At 35.3% G+C, this 24,713-nt stretch carries 21 protein-coding genes and 1 pseudogene; 12 read left to right on the forward strand and 10 right to left on the reverse strand.

The annotated features are described in order from the left end of the window. The 4 genes from ACJMLZ_RS06065 to ACJMLZ_RS06080 form a co-directional block, all read right to left on the reverse strand. On the reverse strand, nt 1–1,985 hold a 1,985-nt coding region (locus tag ACJMLZ_RS06065), incomplete at its 3' end, for an FtsX-like permease family protein (protein ID WP_405304548.1). A 180-nt stretch (nt 1,986–2,165) separates the two neighbouring features. After that, nucleotides 2,166–2,387: a hypothetical protein gene (locus tag ACJMLZ_RS06070; protein ID WP_405304550.1), complete on the reverse strand. Its 222-nt coding sequence runs from the start codon at nt 2,385–2,387 to the stop codon at nt 2,166–2,168. Nucleotides 2,388–2,462: 75 nt separating this feature from the next. Then, complete coding sequence (locus ACJMLZ_RS06075; protein WP_405304552.1) at nt 2,463–4,733, reverse strand: ABC transporter permease; 2,271 nt, start codon at nt 4,731–4,733, stop codon at nt 2,463–2,465. A gap of 4 nt (nt 4,734–4,737) precedes the next feature. Beyond that, a complete protein-coding gene (locus ACJMLZ_RS06080) occupies nt 4,738–5,442 on the reverse strand; it encodes an ABC transporter ATP-binding protein (protein WP_405304554.1) in 705 nt (234 codons plus the stop codon). A 156-nt stretch (nt 5,443–5,598) separates the two neighbouring features. Between ACJMLZ_RS06080 and hisA the strand changes: the two genes are divergently transcribed. Genes hisA through pyrI form a run of 5 tightly spaced genes read left to right on the forward strand, consistent with a single transcriptional unit; the run spans nt 5,599 to nt 8,841 of the window. Further along, nucleotides 5,599–6,336, forward strand: a complete 738-nt coding sequence (gene hisA / locus ACJMLZ_RS06085; protein ID WP_405304555.1) for a 1-(5-phosphoribosyl)-5-[(5-phosphoribosylamino)methylideneamino]imidazole-4-carboxamide isomerase — start codon at nt 5,599–5,601, stop codon at nt 6,334–6,336. A 4-nt stretch (nt 6,337–6,340) separates the two neighbouring features. Further along, nucleotides 6,341–6,805: an FAD synthase gene (locus ACJMLZ_RS06090; protein ID WP_292821821.1), complete on the forward strand. Its 465-nt coding sequence runs from the start codon at nt 6,341–6,343 to the stop codon at nt 6,803–6,805. Between the two features lie 13 nt (nt 6,806–6,818). Next, nucleotides 6,819–7,841 (forward strand): N-acetyl-gamma-glutamyl-phosphate reductase, encoded by a 1,023-nt coding sequence (argC, locus tag ACJMLZ_RS06095; RefSeq protein WP_405304558.1) that lies wholly within the window; start codon nt 6,819–6,821, stop codon nt 7,839–7,841. 19 nt (nt 7,842–7,860) lie between these two features. Then, complete coding sequence (locus ACJMLZ_RS06100) at nt 7,861–8,355, forward strand: flavodoxin family protein (protein ID WP_405304560.1); 495 nt, start codon at nt 7,861–7,863, stop codon at nt 8,353–8,355. A 6-nt stretch (nt 8,356–8,361) separates the two neighbouring features. Beyond that, nucleotides 8,362–8,841, forward strand: coding sequence for an aspartate carbamoyltransferase regulatory subunit (gene pyrI / locus ACJMLZ_RS06105; RefSeq protein WP_405304562.1), 480 nt, complete (start codon nt 8,362–8,364; stop codon nt 8,839–8,841). A gap of 6 nt (nt 8,842–8,847) precedes the next feature. Here pyrI and ACJMLZ_RS06110 read toward each other — a convergent pair whose 3' ends face one another. Then, complete coding sequence (locus ACJMLZ_RS06110) at nt 8,848–10,056, reverse strand: FAD-dependent oxidoreductase (protein WP_405304564.1); 1,209 nt, start codon at nt 10,054–10,056, stop codon at nt 8,848–8,850. A gap of 120 nt (nt 10,057–10,176) precedes the next feature. Between ACJMLZ_RS06110 and ACJMLZ_RS06115 the strand changes: the two genes are divergently transcribed. Both ACJMLZ_RS06115 and ACJMLZ_RS06120 read left to right on the forward strand, forming a co-directional pair. After that, nucleotides 10,177–11,547: a TldD/PmbA family protein gene (locus ACJMLZ_RS06115; RefSeq protein ID WP_405304566.1), complete on the forward strand. Its 1,371-nt coding sequence runs from the start codon at nt 10,177–10,179 to the stop codon at nt 11,545–11,547. Beyond that, nucleotides 11,547–12,104 (forward strand): TIGR00296 family protein, encoded by a 558-nt coding sequence (locus ACJMLZ_RS06120; RefSeq protein ID WP_405304568.1) that lies wholly within the window; start codon nt 11,547–11,549, stop codon nt 12,102–12,104. The genes ACJMLZ_RS06115 and ACJMLZ_RS06120 overlap by 1 nt, the downstream gene beginning before the upstream one ends. Nucleotides 12,105–12,294: 190 nt before the next feature. Here ACJMLZ_RS06120 and ACJMLZ_RS06125 read toward each other — a convergent pair. The 3 genes and pseudogenes from ACJMLZ_RS06125 to ACJMLZ_RS06135 all read right to left on the reverse strand — a co-directional run bounded on the left by ACJMLZ_RS06125 (nt 12,295) and on the right by ACJMLZ_RS06135 (nt 16,418). Next, nucleotides 12,295–13,841, reverse strand: a pseudogene (locus ACJMLZ_RS06125) (C69 family dipeptidase). A 262-nt stretch (nt 13,842–14,103) separates the two neighbouring features. After that, nucleotides 14,104–15,045, reverse strand: a complete 942-nt coding sequence (locus ACJMLZ_RS06130) for a bile acid:sodium symporter family protein (RefSeq protein WP_405304570.1) — start codon at nt 15,043–15,045, stop codon at nt 14,104–14,106. A 416-nt stretch (nt 15,046–15,461) separates the two neighbouring features. Next, nucleotides 15,462–16,418, reverse strand: a complete 957-nt coding sequence (locus tag ACJMLZ_RS06135) for a LytS/YhcK type 5TM receptor domain-containing protein (RefSeq protein ID WP_405304572.1) — start codon at nt 16,416–16,418, stop codon at nt 15,462–15,464. Between the two features lie 772 nt (nt 16,419–17,190). On the opposite strand from ACJMLZ_RS06135, the gene ACJMLZ_RS06140 reads away from it, so the two are divergent. The 3 genes from ACJMLZ_RS06140 (at nt 17,191) to ACJMLZ_RS06150 (ending at nt 20,398) form a co-directional block, all read left to right on the forward strand. Then, nucleotides 17,191–17,886, forward strand: coding sequence for a DUF4013 domain-containing protein (locus ACJMLZ_RS06140; protein ID WP_405304574.1), 696 nt, complete (start codon nt 17,191–17,193; stop codon nt 17,884–17,886). Nucleotides 17,887–17,994: 108 nt separating this feature from the next. Continuing rightward, a complete protein-coding gene (locus ACJMLZ_RS06145; protein WP_405304576.1) occupies nt 17,995–19,020 on the forward strand; it encodes an NOG1 family protein in 1,026 nt (341 codons plus the stop codon). 154 nt (nt 19,021–19,174) lie between these two features. After that, nucleotides 19,175–20,398: a nucleotide sugar dehydrogenase gene (locus tag ACJMLZ_RS06150; RefSeq protein WP_405304578.1), complete on the forward strand. Its 1,224-nt coding sequence runs from the start codon at nt 19,175–19,177 to the stop codon at nt 20,396–20,398. 155 nt (nt 20,399–20,553) lie between these two features. Here the strand turns inward: ACJMLZ_RS06150 and ACJMLZ_RS06155 are convergent, their stop codons facing one another. Further along, the gene (locus ACJMLZ_RS06155) at nt 20,554–20,847 is read right to left on the reverse strand and encodes a hypothetical protein (RefSeq protein WP_405304580.1); all 294 of its coding nucleotides are present in this window, start codon (nt 20,845–20,847) and stop codon (nt 20,554–20,556) included. Nucleotides 20,848–21,476: 629 nt separating this feature from the next. On the opposite strand from ACJMLZ_RS06155, the gene ACJMLZ_RS06160 reads away from it, so the two are divergent. Next, the gene (locus ACJMLZ_RS06160; RefSeq protein WP_405304582.1) at nt 21,477–22,496 is read left to right on the forward strand and encodes a hypothetical protein; all 1,020 of its coding nucleotides are present in this window, start codon (nt 21,477–21,479) and stop codon (nt 22,494–22,496) included. A gap of 507 nt (nt 22,497–23,003) precedes the next feature. Then, a complete protein-coding gene (locus tag ACJMLZ_RS06165; RefSeq protein ID WP_405304584.1) occupies nt 23,004–23,597 on the forward strand; it encodes an Hsp20/alpha crystallin family protein in 594 nt (197 codons plus the stop codon). Between the two features lie 45 nt (nt 23,598–23,642). On the opposite strand, the gene ACJMLZ_RS06170 is transcribed toward ACJMLZ_RS06165, so the two are convergent. Beyond that, nucleotides 23,643–24,653 (reverse strand): SIS domain-containing protein, encoded by a 1,011-nt coding sequence (locus ACJMLZ_RS06170; protein WP_405304586.1) that lies wholly within the window; start codon nt 24,651–24,653, stop codon nt 23,643–23,645. Nucleotides 24,654–24,713: the final 60 nt, after the last annotated feature.

The raw sequence follows: 24,713 nt of genomic DNA on the forward strand, positions 1-24,713 counted from the left end.
CCCAAAACCTTCAATGTTGCAATTTCCCGCTCCATTTCTGTAAATGATAAAATTCCCAAATTGTACAATACCAAAATAGCTAGGGCAACCGCTACAAATGTCACCACATAAACCATCATCATTACCGCTTCGGTTACCTTATCCCAACTTTCCTTCATCTTATCGATGGTTGAAACCGATTTGATTGAATCATAGTCCTCATCGAATTTCTCTTTGGTCAGGATATTTGTAGGGGTGAAATTCAGTCCCTGATCATTCAGAGTGTCCGGAGACATTATGAGCCCTTGTGATACAGGTTCTGCATGAATCTGGCTTATCTTTGAGTCTACCCACTTGTCGCTTCCGACAATGTGCCATTCAATCTCATCACCAACAGCCAAGTTAAATTTCTCTGCAAGCTTAATTGAAATTGAAACATCCCCATCATCAATTTCAATCGGATTCTTATTTTTATCTGTGTAGGAAATCAAGTCCGTGTTGTTCGATACCAAAAGCACTACCTGGTCTTCCAGGTCATTTGCTTTGATTTCAATAGCTTGCTGCATGATGAAACTGCCATTGGTTTCATTTAAGATATCCGATACTTCCATTTGGTCAACATCATTAGAAAGCAATAGTTTAGACTCGAAATGGCTGATGTCATCATATTCCCAGTGTTTCAGCTCATCCATACTGTCATTCATGCCGAAGGCTGCAATCAATAATGCCACACAACCCATCACTCCCACTATTGCCATCAATGCTCTGAATTTGTTTCTTCTTGCATCACGCCAATTCCAACGAAGATTGAAGCTCAAATGATTCCACAATTTTGACTTTTCAATTAAAGCCCTTGAGGAGACATTCGGAGCTTTAGGCCTTAATGTGTTTGCAGGATTTTCCTTTGAAATTCTTCTGCATGACAGGTATGTGACAAAAACGGAAGATACGACAAGCAATAGAGAAATGTAGATAAAACTCATGTCAAAGCCAGGATTCCAACTAGGCATACTGTAAGTCGCAGCCATTGTCGGATAAAACATTTGAGGAATTATCATAGGCCCTGTAATTAGGCCTAAAATGGATCCTATTAAAACCGGCCAGAACCCATAAGAAATATAATGCAGGATAATTGTTTTGTCTTTGTAGCCGACTGCCTTTAGAATTCCAATCTGAGTGCGTTGATGAGTTACAATTCTGGTCATGGTTGTCAAAAGTGTTAGAAAAGTAACCAAAATAAATACGATTGGAAAAACGTCCCCTATCATCTTGTGTTGTGCCATTTCGTCTGCAAATTTGGCAACACTGATCTGGTCTTCCTTTTTGGTGAGTGACAGGTAATCAATAGAATCATCCAGATCATCCTTAAAATCACTATCTGAGCCATTATACTTAACAAGCAAGGTATTATAAGTAATATCTACAGGAAATGCCTTATAAGACATGTAAGCAAAACCGATTTGTGAAAAATCAGGAGTTAGAGAATTGGGTGAAGATTCATAAATATATTCCGGAGAATATCCGATACCCTTGATTTCCTTTGTAATATTGATGTTATTGAATTCAAAAGTGATTTCATCTCCAACGCTTAAATTCCTTTCATCTGCAAAACGCTTATCCAGCCAGACCCCCGAGTCATCTGATGCATCAAAGTCCTTACCTTCTGTAGAATAAAATTTGGATATCTCTCCCTTTTCAGCGAAGTGCAGCGTGATGTCAGGTTTGTTATCAAAATCAGCTACCGATTGAACAACCAGCTGTCTTTCAGTTTGTGTTGTAAACTCACTTATCTCATCGATTGAAGCATTATCAAAATTAGTATTGTAAATCCAAGCATCCGCCATATTGGTAACATTATAATATTCATCGGAAGTTTGCACTAACCCATAATACTCACCATAAATTCCACAGTAAGCAAAAATGCCTAAAAATGCCATTAGAAATATCGCAATAAACTGTGTTTTATTGATTTTTATATCCCTCAGCATTTTTCGAGTAAGTGACATAATATAATATTAGAAACTGAAACATAAAAAACCTAACTAAATTGATTTCATGCATCATTAAAAAGACAGTTCCACATAAAAATGATAGATTTTTTAGGAGTATTTCACATTAACACCAAGCATTTCTTCAAAATAGATTGATTGAAAACATAGATATACATCAAACAGCTAAAAAAAGAATTAATATGAGTTAATCAGCTCACTGAAAAGGGAAACTGTTTCACCAACACTCATTTCAGCATGCTGGCTAACTTCCTCAAGATTGGCTTCCCATAGGGAAATTTTCCCCATGGGTGTAACTAAAAATTTGAACTTATGGTTCCTCTTGACAAGATCTGTCTTAAGCAACGGATATTCATTCAGCAGGTCCATATATTTTGACTTGGAAGTAACTTCAACCATCATATCACCTAAATAATAATCTAAGTTACATCTTTTTAAACATTTTGTCACTAATGGGGGTGAATGGTATAAAACCTATTCAACACCCTTAAGTGATTCAACCATATCCAACTTCCTGATTTTACCTGAAAACATCAAATTCACAAGTATTGACAGAGTGAATGTTATTACGGCAGTCAAGATGAAGTTTGTTATTGATATGGACGGCAATACATAAAATGAATCGCCTGAGGATTGCCACATTATGGCCAGAATATAATAACCCACTGGAAGGCCCAATATAAATCCAATAGCTGTAAACCATAAGTTCTGTGTTAAGAGCAACTTCCTTAAGGCACCTGTTTTGAAACCCAAAACCTTCAGGGTTGCAATTTCACGTTCAATTTCTGTAAATGACAACAATCCCAGATTATAAAGCACAACAACCGCCAAGAGGCTTGCAAAGAATATCAATATGTAAATCAAAAGCCACATTGATTCTGTTAGCTCATCCCAGCTGGAGGTCATGTCCTTCATTGAACTTGTTGACTTGATTGCTGAGAAATTTTTATCAACATGTTCACTGGTTACAATGCTTGTTGGAGTGTAATTAAGTCCCAAATCTTCCAGTTTATCTTTAGACATAATAAATCCTTGTGAAATCGGGTCTGCGTGAATCTTATCTATGGTTACATTAACCCATTTATCTGAACCCATGATGTGCCATTTTACGGTATCGCCAATGCCAACACCCAACAGGTCAGCCATTTTCTGTGAAATTGAAATCTCATCATCGGCAATTTCAACTTTATTCCAATCATAATCAGTAGGAGTTACCAAATCAGTATCGTTTAGAACCAATAGCGAACCTGACTTTTTAGTCGAACCTGCCTCAATTTCAATGGCTGATTCCATCAATTTATCGCCGTCAACTTCATCGGCAACACTGTCAATTTCAGAAATGCTCGCCTCTTCATCAATGACAAGTTTTGAGTCATAATGATTAATCTGATTATATTCCCACTCCTTTAAATCATTCATGCCGTCATACATTCCAAATGCAGAAACCAGAAGTGCAGTACATCCTATAACACCAACAATGGTCATTAGTGCCCGGAATTTGTTTCTTTTAGTATCCCTGTAATTCCAGCGTGCATTGAATGACAGTCTCTTCCAGAATCCCAATTTTTCCAAAACGCCTGTTGTGGAAATCTTCGGCGCTTTAGGCCTTATTGTATCGGCAGGATTTTCCTTCGAAATGCTTCTGACTGCAACATATGAAACAATCAGTGACATTATTATCATCAATGCGGCAACATAAATAAAATTCATGCTCCATGCGGGATCCCATGAAGGAAGTTTATATGTAGCGCTCATTGAAGGATAGAACAGCTGCGGCAAGGTCAAAGGACCGACAATCAAACCTAAAATTGAACCTATAAATACTAGCCAGAAACCATATGAGACATAATGAAAGATTATTGACCTGTTTTTAAAACCGTTAGCCTTTAAAATACCTATCTGGGTTCTCTGATGGGCAATGATTCTTGTCATTGTTGTTAAAAGAATCAGCATTGCAATCAATATGAATACAACAGGGAAAATATCCCCCATCATCTTGTGCTGGTCCATTTCTTCAGAAAACTGGCTTACACTGGAATGCTCTGATTGTTCAACAAATGAGTTATAATCACCATCCAACTTATCGGACAGCAAATCATTATAATCGCTTGGACTTCCTGTGAATTTTACTTCCAAAACATTATATGGAACATTATCCATTGGAAATGCCTTATATGACATGTATGCAAAGCCAATCTTGTTAAAGTCAGGGATTATGGATGCTGAAGATGCATGATAAACGTATTCAGGGGAATATCCAATTCCCTTAATTTCCTTTTCTATAGAAATTCCGTTAAACTCAAAAGTAATCTTGTCACCGACTTTTAAGTTTTTAGCATCTGCAAAGCTTTTGTCCAACCATACGCCGTCGCCGTCAGAGATATTTAAAGGTTCACCATCCATCAGATAAAACTTAGACAGGGCATTGTTTTCTACAAAATGCAGCGTAATTTCCGGATCGTTTGAAAAGTCTGCAACCGAATCCAGAACAAGCTGTCTTTCCGATTGGGTGGTTGGGCTTAAATTGTTTACCTTATCTACAAAATCATCATCCAGATTTGCTGAGTAAATCCAACCGTCGGCAAGGTTGGTGTCCTCATAATAATTATCCACATTAACTTCAAGGCCAACTGATTCTCCGCCGACACCTGCAAAAACAAAAACTCCTAAAAACGCCATTAAAAAAATTGACAGAAATTGGGTTTTATGCTTCCAGATGTCTCTCAACATCTTTTTTGAAAGCATATGCTCACCATTCCAAATCAGTTACCTTTTTAGGATTGTCATTTATAGCAATACTTTCTATCTGGCCGTTCTTAATTCTTATAACCTTATCGGCCGCTTCGGCAAGTATTGCATTGTGAGTTACAATTACAACAGTAGTATTCCTGTTATTGCTCATGTCCTGGAGCAAATTTAAAATTAGCACACCTGTTTTTGAATCAAGTGCTCCTGTCGGCTCATCACACAAAAGCATGGTCGGTTGTTTGGCTACTGCTCTTGCAATAGAAACCCGTTGCTGTTCTCCACCGGACAACTGTGCCGGAAACTGGCTGGCATGGTCCTTAAGCCCAACGGAGTCTAAAACTTCAAGCCCGTCAATATCCACATCAACAATGTCCTTCATTAGCTCAACGTTTTCCAGTGAAGTCAAATTCGGAATCAGGTTGTAGAACTGAAATATGAAACCGACATTTTTTGCCCTGTATTCAGTTAGCTGATTATCGTTGAAACTTTCCACGTTCTGATTATTTACAATGATTTGACCGGAGGTTACGCTGTCAAGACCTCCCAGGAGGTTTAAAAGTGTTGATTTTCCTGCTCCTGACGGGCCAAGGATTACGACAAACTCCCCTTCATCAATTGTAAAATTAACATTATCCATAGCTTTTAAGATGTGATCTCCGGACTTATATTCCTTTACCACATTTTTAAATTCTATAATTGTACTCATTAATATGCCTTCTTTATTTAATTATACTTATATTTTATTTATTTTAGTATATAAATTTAGGCATACCTAAAAATTTTATAGGGATATAAACAATACATATAAAACATTTCAAAACATATAATTAAATTATAATAAAATAGTACAGGAAAAATGTAAATGTCATTTAAAAAAGATGAAATGTTGATAATGCCCGCAGTGGACATCAAAAATGGAAAATGCGTGCAGCTCGTTCAGGGCGAACCAGGAAGTGAAATGGTCGAAATAGAAAATCCAGAGCTTGTTGCTCGCCACTGGGAGGATTTAGGAGCTAAAAATATCCATGTCATTGACCTTGACGGAACCATAAATGGACAGGCCAGTTTTGATGTCATTAAAAAAATCCTTAAGGAAGTTTCCGTTCCGATTCAGCTTGGTGGCGGAATAAGAAGTGTTGAATATGCTCGCCAATTATTGGACTTGGATATTGAAAGAATCATAATTGGAACAATGGGTATCAAACACCCCGAAACCATTTCCCAACTTTCAGAGGAATACGGAACAGACAGAATCATGATTTCACTTGACAGCAAAGACAATAAAGTTGTAATCAAGGGATGGCAGGAAAAGATTGACAAAAGCCCTGTGGAACTTTCCCAAGAGTTTAAGGAACACGGTGCAGGCAGCATCCTATTTACAAATGTCGATGTTGAAGGCCTTTTAGGTGGCTTTTACACAGAACCTGTTGAAGATTTGAAAAAGTCCGTTGACATTCCTATCGTTTATTCAGGAGGAATTACAACAATTGACGATATCAAAAAATTAAATGAAAGCGGTGTGGAAGGAATTGTTATCGGTTCTGCACTTTATACTGATAAAATTGATTTAACTGAAGCGTTAAAATACCAAAAGAGGTAATTGAATGAAAAAAGTAATGGCAAGCGGTGCATTTGACCTGCTCCATCCTGGACATGGAGTCTATCTAGAAGAAGCAAAAAACCTTGGAGGATACAATTCCAAACTGTATGTTGTTGTAGCCCGTGACTCAACTGTAGAGAAAAGGAAAAGGGTTCCCATCATCGGTGAAAATCAACGTTTGGAATTGGTAAAAATGTTAAAGCCCGTAGATGAAGCTTATTTAGGCAATGAAGAAGGAGATATCTTTAAAATAGTAGAGGATATCGACCCTGACATTATAGCTATCGGACCTGACCAAACCCATAACGTTGAAAAGCTGCAAAAGGCAATTGATGACCGGGGTCTGAAAGCACGTGTACAGCGTGTGAAAGTTTATCACAAAGATGAACTGGACAGCAGCTGTAAGATTATCAAAAAAATTAAAAATACTGACTTTGAAGGAAAAATATTAGATAACTGTGAAGATTAAGGAGATTATTAAAATGTTTAAAGTAGCAATTATTGGAGCAAGTGGATATACTGGCGGAGAGCTATTAAGAATGCTTTTAAACCACCCTGAAGTGGAAATTACCGACATTACTTCAAGACAATACGACGGAACTCCGGCACATAAAATCCACCCCCATATTAGAGATTCAGGACTTGTCTTTAAAAACAAGAGCCCATCTGAGTTAGATGCCGATGTTGTATTTACCGCAACCCCACATGGAGCATCAATGAAAATTGTTCCGGAAATACTTGAAACCGGTGCAAAGGTAGTTGATTTGAGTGGAGACTACAGATACAGGGATACCGCAGTCTATGAAAAATGGTACGGGATGGAACACACCGACAGTGACAATGAAGGTGTATTCGGACTTCCGGAACTGTACAGAGATGAAATCAAAAAAGCAAACCTGGTTGCAAATCCAGGGTGTTTTCCAACAGGCGCAATCCTATCATCATATCCTCTTGTTGAAAATGGCTTGGTTGAACGAATCATAATTGACTCAAAAACTGGAGTGAGCGGAGCGGGAGTAAATCCGTCTGCAACTACACATTATCCTAACATTGCAGATAACGTCAATCCATATAAGATTTCATCACACAGGCACATGTCTGAAATCCAACAGGAATTGCATGGATTTGATGAAGTTAAAGTTTCCTTTACACCGCACCTGGTGCCAGTGAACAGAGGAATTCAGACAACAAGCCATAGCTTTTTAAATGATGAAAATAAAGATATCACTCCTGAAGAGTTAAGAAAGCTATATGAAAAGCAATACTCAAAAGAATACTTTATCAAACTTATGGATGATGGAGAAGTACCTCACTTAAGCTCAGTTAGGGGATCCAACTTTGTTCACATTGGAGGATTTGAAATAGATGACACCGGAAGAGTTGTAATGTTATCCGCTATCGATAACCTTGTTAAAGGCGCATCCGGTCAGGCCATCCAGAACATGAACATTTTACTTGGCATTGATGAGACAACTGGCTTAACTCACTTCGGCCTTCATCCTTAAATAAAAAGGAGATTGGAAAATGGCAACATTAATCATGTATTACTCACAGGGAGGTACAACAGAAACAGTTGCAAAAACGCTTGCCGAAAACTTGGACGGAAGTTTACTTAAAATCCATGATTTGAAAAATCGTGACGGATTTAAAAATAGGTTATTGGCTTCCATAAATGCATTTAGAGAAAACAAAACAGACATCTACCCTGCAAGAGTTGATTTGGAAAATTTTGATACAATATACATTGGAACTCCTACCTGGGCGGGAAATCCGACACCGGCGATACTGACCATTATTGACAGATGCAACTTTACCGGAAAGGATGTTGTCCTATTTGCTACAATGGACAGCAGTCGAGGAGACAGCAATATTGCAAGACTTGAAGAGAAAGTTAAAATGCGTGGGGCGAGAGTCATTGAAAGTTTTACAATTGAAACTAAAGGCAAAAGCCCTGAAAAATTAGTTAACGATACCGAAGCAATTATTGAAATGAAAGACTTAAAAATGTATAAAAGGTAGATAAAATTGACAAAAAACAAAAAATCAGAATTAAAGATTAAAGCTATTGAAAATGGAACAGTTATTGACCATATCACTGCCAATAAAGCTCTACACATTCTTAAAATTTTAGATCTTCCTGATGCTGAAACACATAATGTCACAGTGGCCATGAATGTTTCATCTGCCGAAATTGGCAGAAAGGATATTGTAAAAATTGAAAACCGAGAATTGGATCACAAAGAACTTAATCAAGTTGCGTTAATTGCTCCTAAAGCTACAATCAACATCATCAGGAATTATGAAACTATCAAAAAAGACAAAATCATACTGCCTGATAAGATTACATCAATAATAAAATGCACCAATCCGAAATGCATTACAAATTACGAAAATGAACCTATTACACCAATTTTTAATGTAATCAATAAATATCCTCCCGTTGTAAGATGCCATTACTGTGAAAAACTTATAAAAACAGAAGATATCGATAAGCAATTCGAATAATCTTCTTTATTTATTTTTTAGATAATCAGCCAATCTTTTAGATAATGCCAGAATTGTCAGTATTGGAGGTTTTCCAGGTGATATTGGCAATACGCTTGCATCACTTACAAACAAACCATCGATTTCTGTTTCCTGATTTGAATCAACTATTTTTCCTATTTTAGCTGTTCCTCCAGGATGTGCTCCCCTATAGACTGTAGAACCGATAGTTGATGGGTCAACTCCTGCCTTTTCAAGAATAAATCCTGCAGTAGCCACTCCTTCTGCCAGATATCGGATATCCTGGATGGTGTTCTCTTTTATTACATCACCTTCGCTATCGACATAACCCCTGCATTCATCAGCGGTTTTGACCATGATGCTTAAAATGTCTTTATCGTCAACTTTTTTATCATCAATATTTCCTTTAATGAATGATGAGAAATGCGGGGATAAAACGAAGTTTTTACCTATTACCAATCCCGCCATCTGAACTTCAGTATTGAAATTTATATCCTTTAGATATCCTCCAACACTAACAAATGGATCAAAGAATATTTCGCTGCCTGCATCTTCAATTCCTGATTGCCTTAAAATCAATGTAGTTCCAATGGCTCCCGCAGATAAAACTACAGTATCAGCGTAAATTGATTCTTTTTTATTATCTTTAATGTAAGAAACACCTTTTACTTTATTATTCTCAGATATTACTTCAATTACTTCAGCGTCAGTTATTAATTTAGCTCCAGCTTCAACCGCTTCATCAACAAAGTCCTTTCCTGAAAACTTTGCATCAGCCGGACAACCAAATGCACATCTGCCGCATTGAACACAATCCTCCTCTCGAATAGCTTTAGGCATTTTGAGTGTGTTCAAGCCCAATTCATGACCTGCATCCAAAAACAATTGTGTTCCTCTGCCAATATGCGAATCGTCAAGTTGGTGAACTCCAACCAATTTTTCAACATAATCATATTCCTCAGTTAAATCAATGCCGAATTCGTGCAATTCCTCATCAAGGGCTCTAACCATGTTTGCCATTGACACGATTGTCGCCCCACCAATACATGTGGTTGTTAGTAAATCCACAGAATCATTGTACTCATCATAATAGTTAAATGCTTCACCCGATTTTATATAAGGTCCTTTCTCAATAATAGTAACTGGTATGTTTTCTTTTGATAGTTCACGAGCTATAATAGCTCCTCCAGCACCGGTACCAACAATAATAACCATTCAATCACCAAATTTCAAATTATAATATGTCAATTGTTATATTATACTTCAACACATAAATAAATTTTATTATAGATGTACTCCAATATAAATATTAGATTAATAATAATGAGGGATAGAATGGAAGAATACATTGATTTATTCGAAAAGATTATTACACAAACAATCCCTAAAGTAGATTACATAGACATCAGAGCCGGAAAAAGTGATAACACTTCCATATTGATGAAAGACGGAGATGTCGATGAAATCAACACCGGAATGAGCTTAGGAGCCAGAATAAGAGTGTTGAAAAATGGAGCATGGGGATTTGCATATACTACAGATTTATCAAAATTAAATGAAATAACAGATACTGCCATCCAATTATCAAATTCACTTACAGGAGACGTCAAGTTAAGTGAAAGTGAAATAATTAAAGATAAGGTGGCTGTTGATGTTAAAATACCTTTTAAAGATATTTCAATTGAAGAGAAAAAAGAAATCATGAAAGATGCAAATGATTCTGCTACAATTGAAAAGGTCAACAGTACCACCGTAAGCTATTCAGATGGTGAAATAAATGAACTGTTCATGAACAGCGAAGGCAGTCAAATTCAGACAATCACAAGCAAAGTGAGAATGGCCTTAAACGCATCTGCAACAGATGGTGAAATTATCCAATTTGGTCATGGAAGCCTTGGAGGAGTTAAAGGATTTGAAGTCATAGCTGATGAGGATATTGAAGAATTCGGTCGAAAAATCGGCGAAAAGGCTGTGAGATTACTTGATGCTGAAGCAGCACCATCCGGAATTTTCCCCGTAATAGCTGACCCCGAGTTAACAGGAGTTTTAATCCATGAAGCATTGGGACATGCCGTTGAAGGAGATTTGATACTTCAAAACGATTCAATCCTAAAAGACAAGATGGGGGATAAAATCGCGTCAGACATTGTAAACATATTTGATGATGCAAGCAGAAAGGATGGATTCGGATACTACCCATATGATGTGGAAGGAGTTAAAACCAAACCAAATCAGCTGGTAAAAGACGGGAAATTAATTTCCCTTTTAAATTCAAGGGAAACAGCATCAAAATTAGGAATGAAATCCTCAGGAAATGCAAGGTCAATAATAGCGGACCAGCCAATTGTAAGAATGAGCAATACATATCTGCAGCCTGGAGACAATAGCTTTGAAGAATTATTTGAAGACATACAAGACGGAATTTATCTGAAAGGTTCCAGAGGCGGACAGGTGGATACAGGTAAGGGAATTTTCCAATTCAATGCTGCGGAAGGATATCTGATTGAAAATGGTGAAATTTCAACACCTTTAAGGGATGTTTCATTATCTGGAAACATATTGGAAACCCTTAAAAACATTGACGCCATTGGAAATGACTTTAAGCTAAGTGTTGGTTTTTGTGGAAAAGATGGTCAAACCGCACCTGTTGGAGATGGCGGTCCACACACAAGAATTCTAAATGCAATAGTTGGAGGAATGGGATAATGATAAGTGATAGAGCTGGGCAATATTTAGTGAAAATAGCAAAAGATGCGATTGGACATTATATAGAAACAAAAGAGAAATTAGAAGTACCTGAAGATTATCCGATTGAATTAGATGAAAAATTAGGAGTTTTTGTAACATTAAATAAAAATAATGCACTGCGAGGATGCATTGGATATGCTGAACCAATTGAACGCGCAATTGCTGCAACAATAGATGTTGCTATTGCGGCTGCATTCAACGATCCAAGATTCAGTGCCGTGACTAAAGACGAATATCCTATACTTGATTTGGAAGTTACAGTTTTGACAAAACCTGAACTGATTGAAGTAGCCCATCCGAACCAATATTTTGATGAAATTGAAATCGGAACAGATGGTTTGATTATTCAAAAAGGATATTCAAGAGGATTATTGCTTCCGCAAGTGGCAACAGAAAATCTTTTTACTGTTGAAGAATTCTTAGAACACACCTGCATGAAAGCAGGAATCAGCGCCGACAGCTGGATGGATGAAAGCTGTGACGTGTATAAATTCCAAGGACAAATTTTCAAATAGTGGCGGTCATTTTTGTTCTGACATTCGACTGTTGGATAAAGAGATTAAAAAACTAGGTAAAAAGCTTAAAAAAGCATGAGAGTTTTATCTCTCATTTTATCTTTTTTTATTATTTAATAGTTCAAATTAAGCATTATTTCCCCATATTGTACATTAATTATACCTAATAACGTTCCAATGCAATATGGCATCATATTTGTGCTTCAGGAACCTTTTTGTAATTTGATGCATCCAGTTTCAGTTCAATTGGAGGGTAATCTAACTCTTCACCTGTCATTTCATGGGTTTCCGGGTTGAGTTTAACCTTTAAAGTTTTGCTGTTTTTGTTTTGTGCCCAGATTACATCGTTCAGTATTTGTTTCCCATCTTTGAATGCTTGAGTCTGCATATCATTACAGTATGAAGTGATGTAATTTGCTCGCGTATTATTGTCCTTCATTTTAGCTGCATTTGAGAGTACTTTGCTCATTCCAGCAAACATATTGCTTTCTGCATCATACCAGTAACTTTGCACAGGCTCACCATAATCTTCATAGTTTTCTGGTCCAATGCAGAGACTACTAAGTTCTTTAAAGACATAATACGGGTATTTATCTGTATCAAACTCACCTTCCTTCTCCGTAGGTTGATTGGCTCCGTAAGGCTCACTGACATTTATACAATCATTGGATATTGGTACAAACACTCCATAATTTGGCGGGCCGCAACTGACCCAACTAACATATGACATTTCCACAGGTAAATCTGGGAATACCTGTATCGCATGGGCACTTAGTGTTGTCTCAGTTCCAATCACTCTCATATCAATTCTACCGGTCTCATCAGGGGAATATTTTGTTCCTTCAAATCTATCTCGCAAGAGTTGGCAGACATCTTGTACTGAAACATCCTTATCTGGTGTGAAGCAAAGAGGATATCTAGCATTATGGTTGTAGTCTGCACTGAAGTTTGAAGGCGCTAGAATTTGGTGTCCAATCCAGGTTCTCATATGGGAGTATTCGGTTGTTGTCTGATTTCCTGAATAAGTATCAAACAAATTAACCTCATTATTTTTACCATGTGCCGCGAAGTTATTTTCCTCTGCTAGACTAATTAATTCTTTGGATGTGATGGAATCCTCATAGTCAGATAAGTACTCTAAGCTATACTCATTACCAAAGACTGATACTTTGTCAGCTGGCAATTTCACTGCAGCATACTGGTGTCCAGTATATATCTCCACATATCATACTTCGTTCTGATCAGCAATCATGGCAATATTGGATTCGCTACTTCCATACTTATCAATGGTTCCCAAAAGAACTTCGACTCCTTCCCTAGCTGTTTTGCTCTGACAGATAACAAGGTCCGAAGCTGCAAGTTCAGTAAGTCCATCATCTACTAAGGGGTCGCTTCCAATGAGGCATTGTTTGGAAAGGCTGTAACAGCCATAGTTATGGACACACCGTATTCATTGGTGCATGCAGTTGCATCACTGCACAGTTCGTTGTATGCCTGTGTGCTGTTCATAAATGGTGTAGAAGTGTATTTAAAAGTGGTTGCCGGAATTTCTGTTTTTATCTTTCCATCCGCGCTTATGGGCATTAGACGACCAAGCTCATTCTCTAGCCTAGGGGTCACTTTGATATGATTTCCCCAAACATCAGGATAGTCGTTTGACCGTGCAAAAATCACTGAACCGTCAGCACTAACATCTTTGCCCACATATATTCCGGTACATGCTGCGCCTGCAGGCATACTGCACAGTAGCAGTCCACAGAAAACCAGAACTATAAATTTTTTGGATAGATATTTTATTTCCAACTTAAAATCCCCCTTAAACAATCTTGGAAATGATTACACCCATTAAATAATATTGGGCACTGATTCATAAATTTTGTTTATTGAATTGAATAAAATCTTTAATTTTTTTTATTTAATTACCATATTTGTTATTAATTAATTTAAACGTTTTTGTTATATCCATTGAACTACTTCGACCTTGAAGAGATTGAGGCAGTCAGGAATGATATTTTCTGAATGCATAGGCAAGAATTGATCCTGCAAAATTCTGCAAGACAGAATAAAGCGCACCGGGAACAGTTGCCTGAGATAAGTTTGGAAAATGAGTTTTTGCAAGGCTAGTTGACAAACCTGAATTTTGAAATGCCAGTTCGATAGCTATTGTAATTATCTGTTTTCTGTCCATTCCTACAAGGCGGCCAATTCCAAATCCAATTAACATTGCAAGAATATATTGTAGGACAATGACAATGAGTATTATATAGGATGAAGTTAAAATAGCTTGTTTATTTGCTCCAATTACTCCTGCAACGATTAAACAAATTACAATAGATGATACTGTAGGCAAATAATCTTTTAATTTTTCACAAAAATTAGGGAATTTGTAATTCAATATTAAACCTAAAATAAGTGGGACAATCACTATCTGAACAATTGAAATGAACAAGTCAACCGGATTGAAATGAATCTGATTACCGATTAACAATAATGTGATTACTGGAGTTAATATGGGTGAAATCACAGTAGAAACTGCAGTCAAAGAAACAGACAATGCCACATCCCCTTTTGCAAGAAAAGTGATGACATCAGATGCTGTTCCCCCAGGCACAGTTCCAACAAGAATTAGTCCAACTGTCAAAGCAGTATCCAGGGAAAATGCACTTGCAAGAATAAATGCCAAAAGAGGCATTATGACATATTGTGCTGAAATTCCAGCTGCAATTTCCTTAGGATTCCTGAACACATTAATAAAGTCATCAACTTTCAATGTGGTTCCCATTGTAAAAAGAACAATACTTAAAAGTAAATTAATTATGTTGACACCATTATATTCACTTAAAACCCATTTAAATGAATTTGGATAAAGTAGAGAAATAGCTACCGCCAACAATATTACAATGAAAAAATATTTTTCAACAAATTCAAAAATCCCTTTCATATTTTAATTTTTGATTTAAAACATTAAAAAGGTATTTGATTGTCCGCCAAAAGTGATTTTAAGGTGATAGCAATATTAGGAGATTCCATTAATTGTGTTGTTTTTAATTGAAAAACTTTATATTATTTCATGAAACAAGAAATATGCTACTGAAATACATAACCTTATCCACAAATTTAATTAACCAACCCAATCTAAACTATAGTATAGAAATGTTGAGAGAAAAATAATTAATGATATTTAAAGTGATATAAATGATGGCTCCATCGGAAATATCAATCACTTATCAAAATACTCTAAAGTGTATAAATTAATATCACGATTTGAAATTTGATGAAATATGTTTTGAATAGTCAAGATGGTTGTTTATGTAAAATTTTGAAATGATGGTGTTTTAAAAGGATACTCTCAAACCTTTATTTTTCATTTTCTTTTAGTTTCTGTTCCAGCTTATCGACTTTATTTTTATATTCCTCTAATTCCTGTGATAACTCCATTATTCTTTCGGTATGAACATCAATAATATCCATATTGGTTGAAATGTCTTGCCTATTTTCCCGAACTTCCTTTTCAAGTTCTGTTGAAGCTTCCTCTTTTTTCTCAGTTAAAAACATGGTGAACAATAGCATTCCAAGCACTGCGGTGAAAGTCATTGGGGCATAAAGTGCATTGGCAATGACTAAACCCTGTCCTCCGGAACTTAAAACTGATATTATAAACATGTCAAATCCACTATAGAGAAACATCAGTAGCGCACCGTTGAATGGATTTAAAAACCGACCATCACTCCATTTATAGATTAATCCCCCTATAATACCACATAGTATTGTTGCAACGGAACATGAAAGGGCAGTAGGCCCTCCGAGGAAGTATCTCCAAACGCCGGAAATGAGTCCGACAGGGATTCCAACAAAAGGCCCTCCGAATAATGCTGCAATCATCACGACCAAGCTTCTTGCATTGGCAGGGACTCCGTTAACGCTTAAAGTGAAATATGATGATAAAATTCCAAGGACTGAAAATATGATGATTTGCCATATTATTGATTTTCTTGAAATCTTGCCTCTGACAGTAGCATTGAAACTTTTGGATTTGGTGGCTATGAATGTTAAAATCAATATTACTGACAGCATCCTAAACATTTCCAGAAATGGAGCCCATAAAGACTCTCCATTTGTAGATTTGTTAAAATAAGAAACTGTAATACTCAACAAGCCAATAATTACCAGATAAGCGATTTCATAAATGGATCCATCAGTAATCTCTTTAAGTCTTGGAAGTCGGGTTGAAATAAATCCTAAGATAATAATTGCTGAGATAATGGTGCCCGCCTCATGCAATATAGAAATATTTACATGTTTTACAATAGTCATATATTCAAATAGGTTAATGAAAAGGAGAAGATTGAATATAAACAAAACTGTCAATATGACTGCTATTTTTCTATCATTATGTAGGTTATTTTTTAATCGGTCAATCATAGAACTTCCAAGTAATATTTTTATAGTTTCTCATATTTAATTGTCTAATATAATATGTGATTCCATTGATTAATTATGGAATCTTTTCACTCAATAATTCAGTTATAGATTAATCCTTAAGGAATGTTGTAAGCATTATACTTTTCAGCGATTTCATCAACTGCTTCATCTTTAGAATTTCATCTAAAGTTTTTTTTGAACATGATTTTTTATATCTGTGCTTCCTTTTTTAAATCCAATTCCATACTGCTCATAGAATAACGGCTCGTCAAATTAAATATAAACACTTTATTAAATTAAATACATGAAAAATAATATTCAAGCAGCAGGTCAACCCCCTAAATTTTATTAAAATAATTAATCAAAGAATTAGAATAAACGAAAAAATATTCAATGAAAAAAAAATTAGAAAAAATCTTAGCTTGACAGCATTGAACCTTATCCACAAATTAATTAACCAATCAAAACTAAACTATATTATAGAAATGTTGAGAGAAAAAATAATTAATTGATATTTAATGTGATATAAATGATGACACCATCGGAAATATCAATCACTTTTCAAATGTTCATCATTAACATTTATAATTATCAAAATATTAGTAGGAATAACGAACTTTGAATTTTTTGAAAAATACACATTTTACATTTGGAGTCCATCTTTATGAGATTATTTGTTGGCAATATAGGTAATGCAGTAAAGTATGCATTAAGCGATAGAAAGGGAATCCTAGTAATCAGTGCCCTGATGGCAATTACCTCCATTGCCACTGCAAACCAGCATCTCAACTCATTCTGGAGAATGTTGGCTGTAACTCTGCTTATTGTTATGGGATACGGGTCATATGTCTCATGGTATACTCTTAACGGTTCGGATGAACATCCAAAAATCAACAATTTAAAAAAGCTAATCTGGGAAGGCTTTAAAAAATCCGCCCTTACATTTATCTATTCCATACCCCTGACATTCTTTGTTCATATGGCAAAAGTGAACATGAACGGAAACATTATACTTTCAGTAATAGGCATTATCCTATTTGTACTGACATATCTCTGTTTTATCGCAGGATCGTTAAACAGATACCTGCATAAAGGAAAATTTACAGAGGCTTTCAATCTCCGTGAAATATGGAATTTAGCATGCCTGTTTGATATTAAATCTTTTATAAGAGTTGTAAGTGCAGTTATAATCTCACAGATATTTGCAATTACAGTCATTGTCGGATTCAGTGACGGATTCGATTTGATTGAACTTGTAAAGTCACTTTCAACATTCTTTTTGGCACCGTTTTTCTATATTTCTGCCAAAAGATTTGTTGGTTTGAATGTCCGTGAACTTCTTAATAATACTCCAATATAATCATCTCCATTATTAGACATATCCATAAATTTAATTAACCTGCCAAATCTAAACTATAGTATAGAAATGTGAGAGAAGAATAACTAATTGATATTAAAAGTGATATAAATGATGATACCGACAATACCTACTCCAGAAGAATTATTAGACAAGGGATTTAGTAGGGGTAAAAAGCAAGCAGACTTAATCAGGTCTCAGAAAATCCCTAAACATTTAAAAGGCAAAAGAATAGAAGAGAGAAGAGTTGTCACTTCATGCCAAGTTATTAAAGACAAATTGAAATCAATTATCGATGCAGTTCCGGAAATTGAGGAACTCCACCCATTCTATCAGGATTATATCGACATCACTGTTGGTGTGGATGATATGAAACAATCCTTAGGAGCTTTAAATTGGGCTTATGGAATCATTACCCAACTTGAAAAGGAGTATGGTGCCAAAATCAGGAAAAATCCTTCTGAAAAGGCAACTGCAATACAAAAGCAAGCATACGGAAGAATATCTTCTGTTGTGAATAAAATCAAAAAGGATTTGGACTTTTTGGATTTTGCAAAACAAAACTTAAGAAATATGCCTACAATTGATTTTGACGCAACCACAATAGTCATTGCCGGTTTTCCAAATGTAGGAAAATCAACCCTTTTAAGGCAAATTACCGGTGCTGATCCCCAAGTTGCAAATTACCCATTTACAACAAAAGGTATTCAAATCGGCCACACTGAAATACATTGGAGAAGCATACAGATTATAGATACTCCCGGACTGCTAGACCGGCCTGTTTTGGAGATGAACGATATTGAGATGAATGCTATTGTTGCGCTTGAGCATTTGGCCGATGCAATCCTGTTTATTTTTGATGCATCAGAGACATGCGGCTTCCACCTGGAAAACCAATATAACCTGCTTAAGCAAATCGAGAAAATATTTGCTGAGATTCCTGTGTATTACTTATTCAATAAAATGGATTTAGTGGAAGATAAGGAATATCTCAACCAGTATATAGATGATGAAAACAAATCCATCTTCATTTCAGCCATTGAAGGCGAAGGTGTTGATGAAATCAATAAGGTCATTCGCTCCATTAAAAAAATAAACCGAACTCCCGAAGAAGAGGAAGATGATGACTATTATTGATTAAATTGTGCTCTGGAAAATGAAAATTCATTTCCAGAAATGCAATTACTCTTAATTTTTAATTAAATGTAAAATTATATCCTCAAAAAAGTTTTTAAACAAGAAAAATAAATTATTTAAATGAAAAAAATAGACAAAATAGGAGACGGATTAAATGAAAATTACAGTTGCAGGTGTGGGATATGTAGGGCTTTCCCTTGCAGTTCTACTCGCTCAAAAACATGACGTTACAGCAATCACAACAACAGAATCAAAAGCAGAAAAGCTTAATCAGTTTATTAGCCCTATTCAGGATGATGAAATAGAAAGATTCTTTAAAGAGGCACGAGAGGGTGAAAGAAAACTTAACCTTCATACAACTACAGATAAGGAATCCGCCTATAAGAATGCCGAACTTGTTATCATTGCCACACCAACAAATTATGATGATGTCAATCATTTCTTTGACACCTCCGCAGTGGAAGATGCGATAGAATGGACTCTTAAGGTCAATCCCGATGTCCTTATGGTTATCAAGTCAACAATACCTGTCGGATATACAGAATCTGTGCGTGAAAAGTATGGAATTAAAAACATTATATTCAGCCCAGAATTCCTTCGTGAGTCAAAGGCGCTTTATGACAATCTTCACCCAAGCCGTATAGTCGTTGGATGTGATGATGACCAAAAAGAGGAATGCCAGATGTTTGCAGACCTTCTCCTAGAAGGTGCAAGAGAAGAAGAAAAAAGAGCTGGTTGTCCTGAACAAGACATTCCAGTATTGCTTGCTCATTTAACAGAATCCGAAGCCATAAAGCTTTTTGCAAACACTTACCTTGCCGTGAGGGTAAGCTACTTCAATGAACTTGATACATATGCCCAGACAAAAGGTCTCGACACACAGATGATTATAGACGGTGTTTGTATGGATCCCCGTATTGGCGGACATTACAACAATCCATCATTCGGATACGGAGGATACTGTTTGCCTAAAGATACAAAACAGCTGTTAGCAAACTATAAAGATGTTCCGCAGACCATGATAGAGGCTGTTGTCCATTCAAATGTAGTGCGTAAGGATTTCATTTCAGACCAGATTATTTCAAAAAATCCCGAAACAGTCGGTGTCTATCGCCTTACCATGAAGAGTAACAGTGACAATTTCCGCGCATCTGCTATCCAAGACGTTATGAAAAACATAAGGGCAGAAGGAATTCCTATTATTATCTACGAACCGACACTGGATGATGGAAGCGAATTCTTCAGGTCTGAAGTGGTGAATGACATTGACCGTTTCAAAAGCGAAAGCGATGTAATTCTCGCAAATCGCTTTGATTCAGACATCCTCGGTGACGTTGTGGATAAGGTATATACAAGAGATCTCTTTAGAAGAGATTGAAATAATTAGTAAAAAAAACTATCTTCGTTGAATAGTGCTTAAATTAAAATTAAGCACTCTCATTTTCTTTTATTCTTAATTTATCAAATTATGCATAGCTATCTAAACATTGCCTGCAAACTTAAGCAATATTCATCTTCCATATAACAAAACAACTATAGTTCGAAATTAAAGCTTACTGCTGTAAATTTCATGCCGCTGTCCCTGATTTTTTTAGATTTTATTTCAACATCCCCGTATTTCTTTAAGAAAGTATTAATCTCTCTTGAGACAGCGTTGTAATTTTTTCTGTCATAAACCCTGTAGTTTCCCATGAATTTGACTGTCTCAGCTTTATTGAGAATGTTTACTTTATCCATCCTGAATGATTCGTTGTTTTTCTCTAAAACAGAGTTAATTTTGGTTACTATCTCCTCTTTGATTTTCGCTTTTTCCTCTTCGCTAATCATGATATATCCCCCATTTATCAGTGAACATCCACATTTGGCTATCCCCAATCTTCGAAAACTCACTGGTTAAATAAATAAATTAATCATCAGTAATATTTATTTTACTTACTTAATAGTTATATATCATTATTTTTAAAATTTGTGCAGGGTTATGATATGTGAAGGAGAAACCGAATATGATAATGCCTTCCGGCAGCAATGGCTCCAGACCTGCAAAACCGAATAAATGGAAGAATATACGTAAAAAACAATACATCTGTCCAGAATGTGGGAAAACAGCACCACAAGTTTAGAAAATTTTATAAAAAGATATTCTAATTATACACTGCCAATTTGCAAAAAATCATTAGAATATGAGTCCATTGCTTATTTATCCTACCAAAAAAAGGCAGAACAAATCAGATGGACACGAAGAAATGCTGTTGACAATCTCAACTAAAATTACACAAAATCATGACGATTTTTGACGGCGCCTTTAAAACACTTATTTTTTTAAAATTAGATTAATTAGTTATTTTTAAATTATTTTAAGATGTAAGTGGGCACTTACACTCGAAAAACTTTATATATGGTCTTGAATAAACTTACAGTGAAAAATACAAGTTTCAAAAAATAAGAAAGGTGTTAATATGAAAAAATTTGCATTAATCACATTTTCATTATTGATTTTAATTATCGGTGTTGGCATTGCTTCAGCAACAGATATTAATGGTACCATTGATGATGCATCCCTCCATGCAATTAATCATCAATGTAGTGTAGATGAAATAGATAATACTGTTCAAAATGACACCAATGATAACAGCATTATTTCTGTTGGAAATAATGCAGATGTTAATGGCACTATTGTCAATAGCAACAGTTCCACCGCTGCAGTTGGGAATTCAAATCAAAATCCTATAGACCAAAAAGTAGTTCCAACCGTTGGTGTAAAAAATCCAAAACATATTGATTTAAGTCCTGAAAATCAAGATTCTCTTAAAAAAGACATTGCAAAATATAACAAATACTTCCAAGATAATCATTTAAAAACAATGTCAAACGGTAAAAAATTCTCTAAAATGGACTTGATTTTAGAGATTTACAAACACTATTCATTTGAAGACACTGTAATAATCGCAACCCATGTATTAAGGGATGGAGGATTAAAAATATCCTTCAGTGAAGTGGAAGCCATGATGTACCAAATGATTGACGGATCAGTATATACAGGTTCCAAAGAAATGAACGGTTCCTATTATAAGGATGAAATGCACAAAGCAGATGAATTACACAAGTCAATCGACAATGAATCCAAAAAATACATAGAACTCTTCAATAAACAGAATGGAAAGGCTTTTATAGAACGTCCTGATCTGCATTACTCATATCTTGATTTGATTTTAGATGTTTACAGGAATCATTCCAGCATTGAAGAAACAATATTGATTGCTACTCATACTTTGAAGAATTGCGGTTACAATGTCACTGCTGCATCCATAGAAGAAACCTTTAATCAAATGATGCATGCATCAATCAAAACAAATAGCAGTCAGTTTACTCCGCTTCAGTATTTCCTTTTCTTTACTGAATTAAAAATTATGCATGAACAGGGCCTTGCCCCTGAAGCTTTTGGTTCCACAGGTACCGGATTTCCTGTACAGTTATAATATAACAAGAAATTATTATGTTTAATTAACTAGGATTTTTTCCTAGTCCTTTTCTTTTTTTATTTTTACATTTTAAATTAAATGCTTATTTTTGAGAATTTTAGCCCGACTTTTGAAAAAATTTCATGAAAAATTAAAAAAATATGAAATTCAATGAAAGAGATTAGATAAAAACAATTAATACATTATCAAATCTTTTTAGTGAAAAATATTCTTACCCTAAGGACATCATAAAAAATTGCATATTTACTTCCTACTAAGAACAATTTCAACAAATTATAAAGTAGGATTTTATTTAATTTTAGCAATCAAATAATCCCCATTAATAATACCAATGAAATAAATCATAAATTTTATAAAATAACACCTTATTTATATGAAAAACCAAAGATTAAAAGAATTATTTTTTAAATAACTTTTAGTTATAAAAATAGAAAACTTTATATAGTAACAAAAAGTAAATAAAATACATTCATGCAATTCATCAAAATAAGGAGCGTGAAAATTATGGTAGATAGCGAAACTATTGAAACCAAAATCTCTGAAGAAAATGAAGAAACCGAAGAAAAATTTGATGAAACCAAAGACAAATTCGAAGATAAAAAAGATGAATTTGGTGAAAAATTCGAAGAAACCAAAGAAAAAGGCAAAAATATTGCAGACAATGTAATCAGTGATTTATACAAAAGCATTGACGAATTTAAAGACAGCCTTAAAAACATGCAAAAAACTGCAGATCAAAAATACAACGATTACAAAAAAGCAACCGTGCAAAGTTTGGATGCTGACTTAATCGAAACTGAAGATGTTTACTACCTTAAAGTAGCTGTTCCAGGAATCAGCAAAGAAGATATTTCCATTGAAGCTGGAGACAATGACATTACTGTTGAAGCAACCTTCAAAGCATACATTGAAGAATTTGAAGAAGATGAAACCGCAGAAGTAATTGCATCTTCCCTAAAAGCAGGAACCTGCGTAAAAACTGTAAGATTTGAAAACAGCATCGATATCGAAAACATCACTGCTAAATTCAACAACGGAACCGTTACCGTAAGCATTCCAAAATTAGTTATACCAAAACATAAAGTAAATGTAGAATAAATTCTACATTTTTATTTTTCTTTTTTTAAAAAAAATAATAAATTTTTAATATCTGACTTTTCCAATGTGTCTTGTTGCACCAGGATCTTCACCGTTGAAGTGAGCCAAATAATATACAAACCATTCTAGCGGAATTACCAATATGAACGGTGACAACAGCTTATCCACATCAGCGTAATCTTCCAGATTATATATTATTGATTTCAACTCCAAGTTTTCAGAAAATTCAACGGCCTTTTGGGTTATTTCATCAGATTCAAAATCGGATTTTAAGAATATTATTGGAACATCCTTCTCAGCCCTTTCAATCAGACCATGCCTAAATTCGGCAGAATATTCCGGACAAGCGTGTTTGACTGCCCCTTCCATAAGCATTGTCATGGCCAATTTATAAGCAAGCCCGAAGTTAGGACCACTGCCCAGACAGTAGAAAATGTCTTCATCTTTAAACTCTTCAGCCAAAGCTTTGTTTTCACCTTCAGTCAAGAGCAACAATTTCTCCAATATTTTCGGCATTTCAGACAACTGAGCCAATAATTCAGTTTTGTTTTCATAATCTGATGCCTTAAATAAAATCTGATATAAACATGCCAGTTGAGTGATATAGGTTTTTGTACCTAAAATGGCCGTTTCTGTCTCACACCGGGTTGTAATCGGAGTTTTAGCTTCTTTAATCATTGAACTTTCAGGTTCATTTGAAATGGAAACAGTATGAATGCCATATTCATTTGCCCTTCTGAGTGATGCCAAAGTGTCAGCTGTTTCACCAGATTGAGAAGTGAAGATAGCTATTGTATTCTCATCTTTTTGTAGTTTCTTATTATAGAAAAATTCATAACCTGTGTAAACTTCCAAGTCAATGTTGGTGGAAGACATCCTTATAGCATCCCTAACACTGTAACAAGTTGAAATTGAACTGCCGCAACCAATCAGATAAACTTTATCCGCATCAGCGACTAATTCTGAAACTTCATCCATTGTGGATAGCTCACTATGAAAAGTTTTCGTAAGGGATTCAGGTTGCTCCATCATCTCATCATACATTTTGTATTTCATTTGCTAAACTCCTTAAAAATTAATTAACAATATTAATATGTTGTTAAAACATATATAAAA

The sequence above is a fragment of the Methanobrevibacter sp. genome (assembly GCF_045126245.1).
Taxonomy (GTDB): domain Archaea; phylum Methanobacteriota; class Methanobacteria; order Methanobacteriales; family Methanobacteriaceae; genus Methanocatella.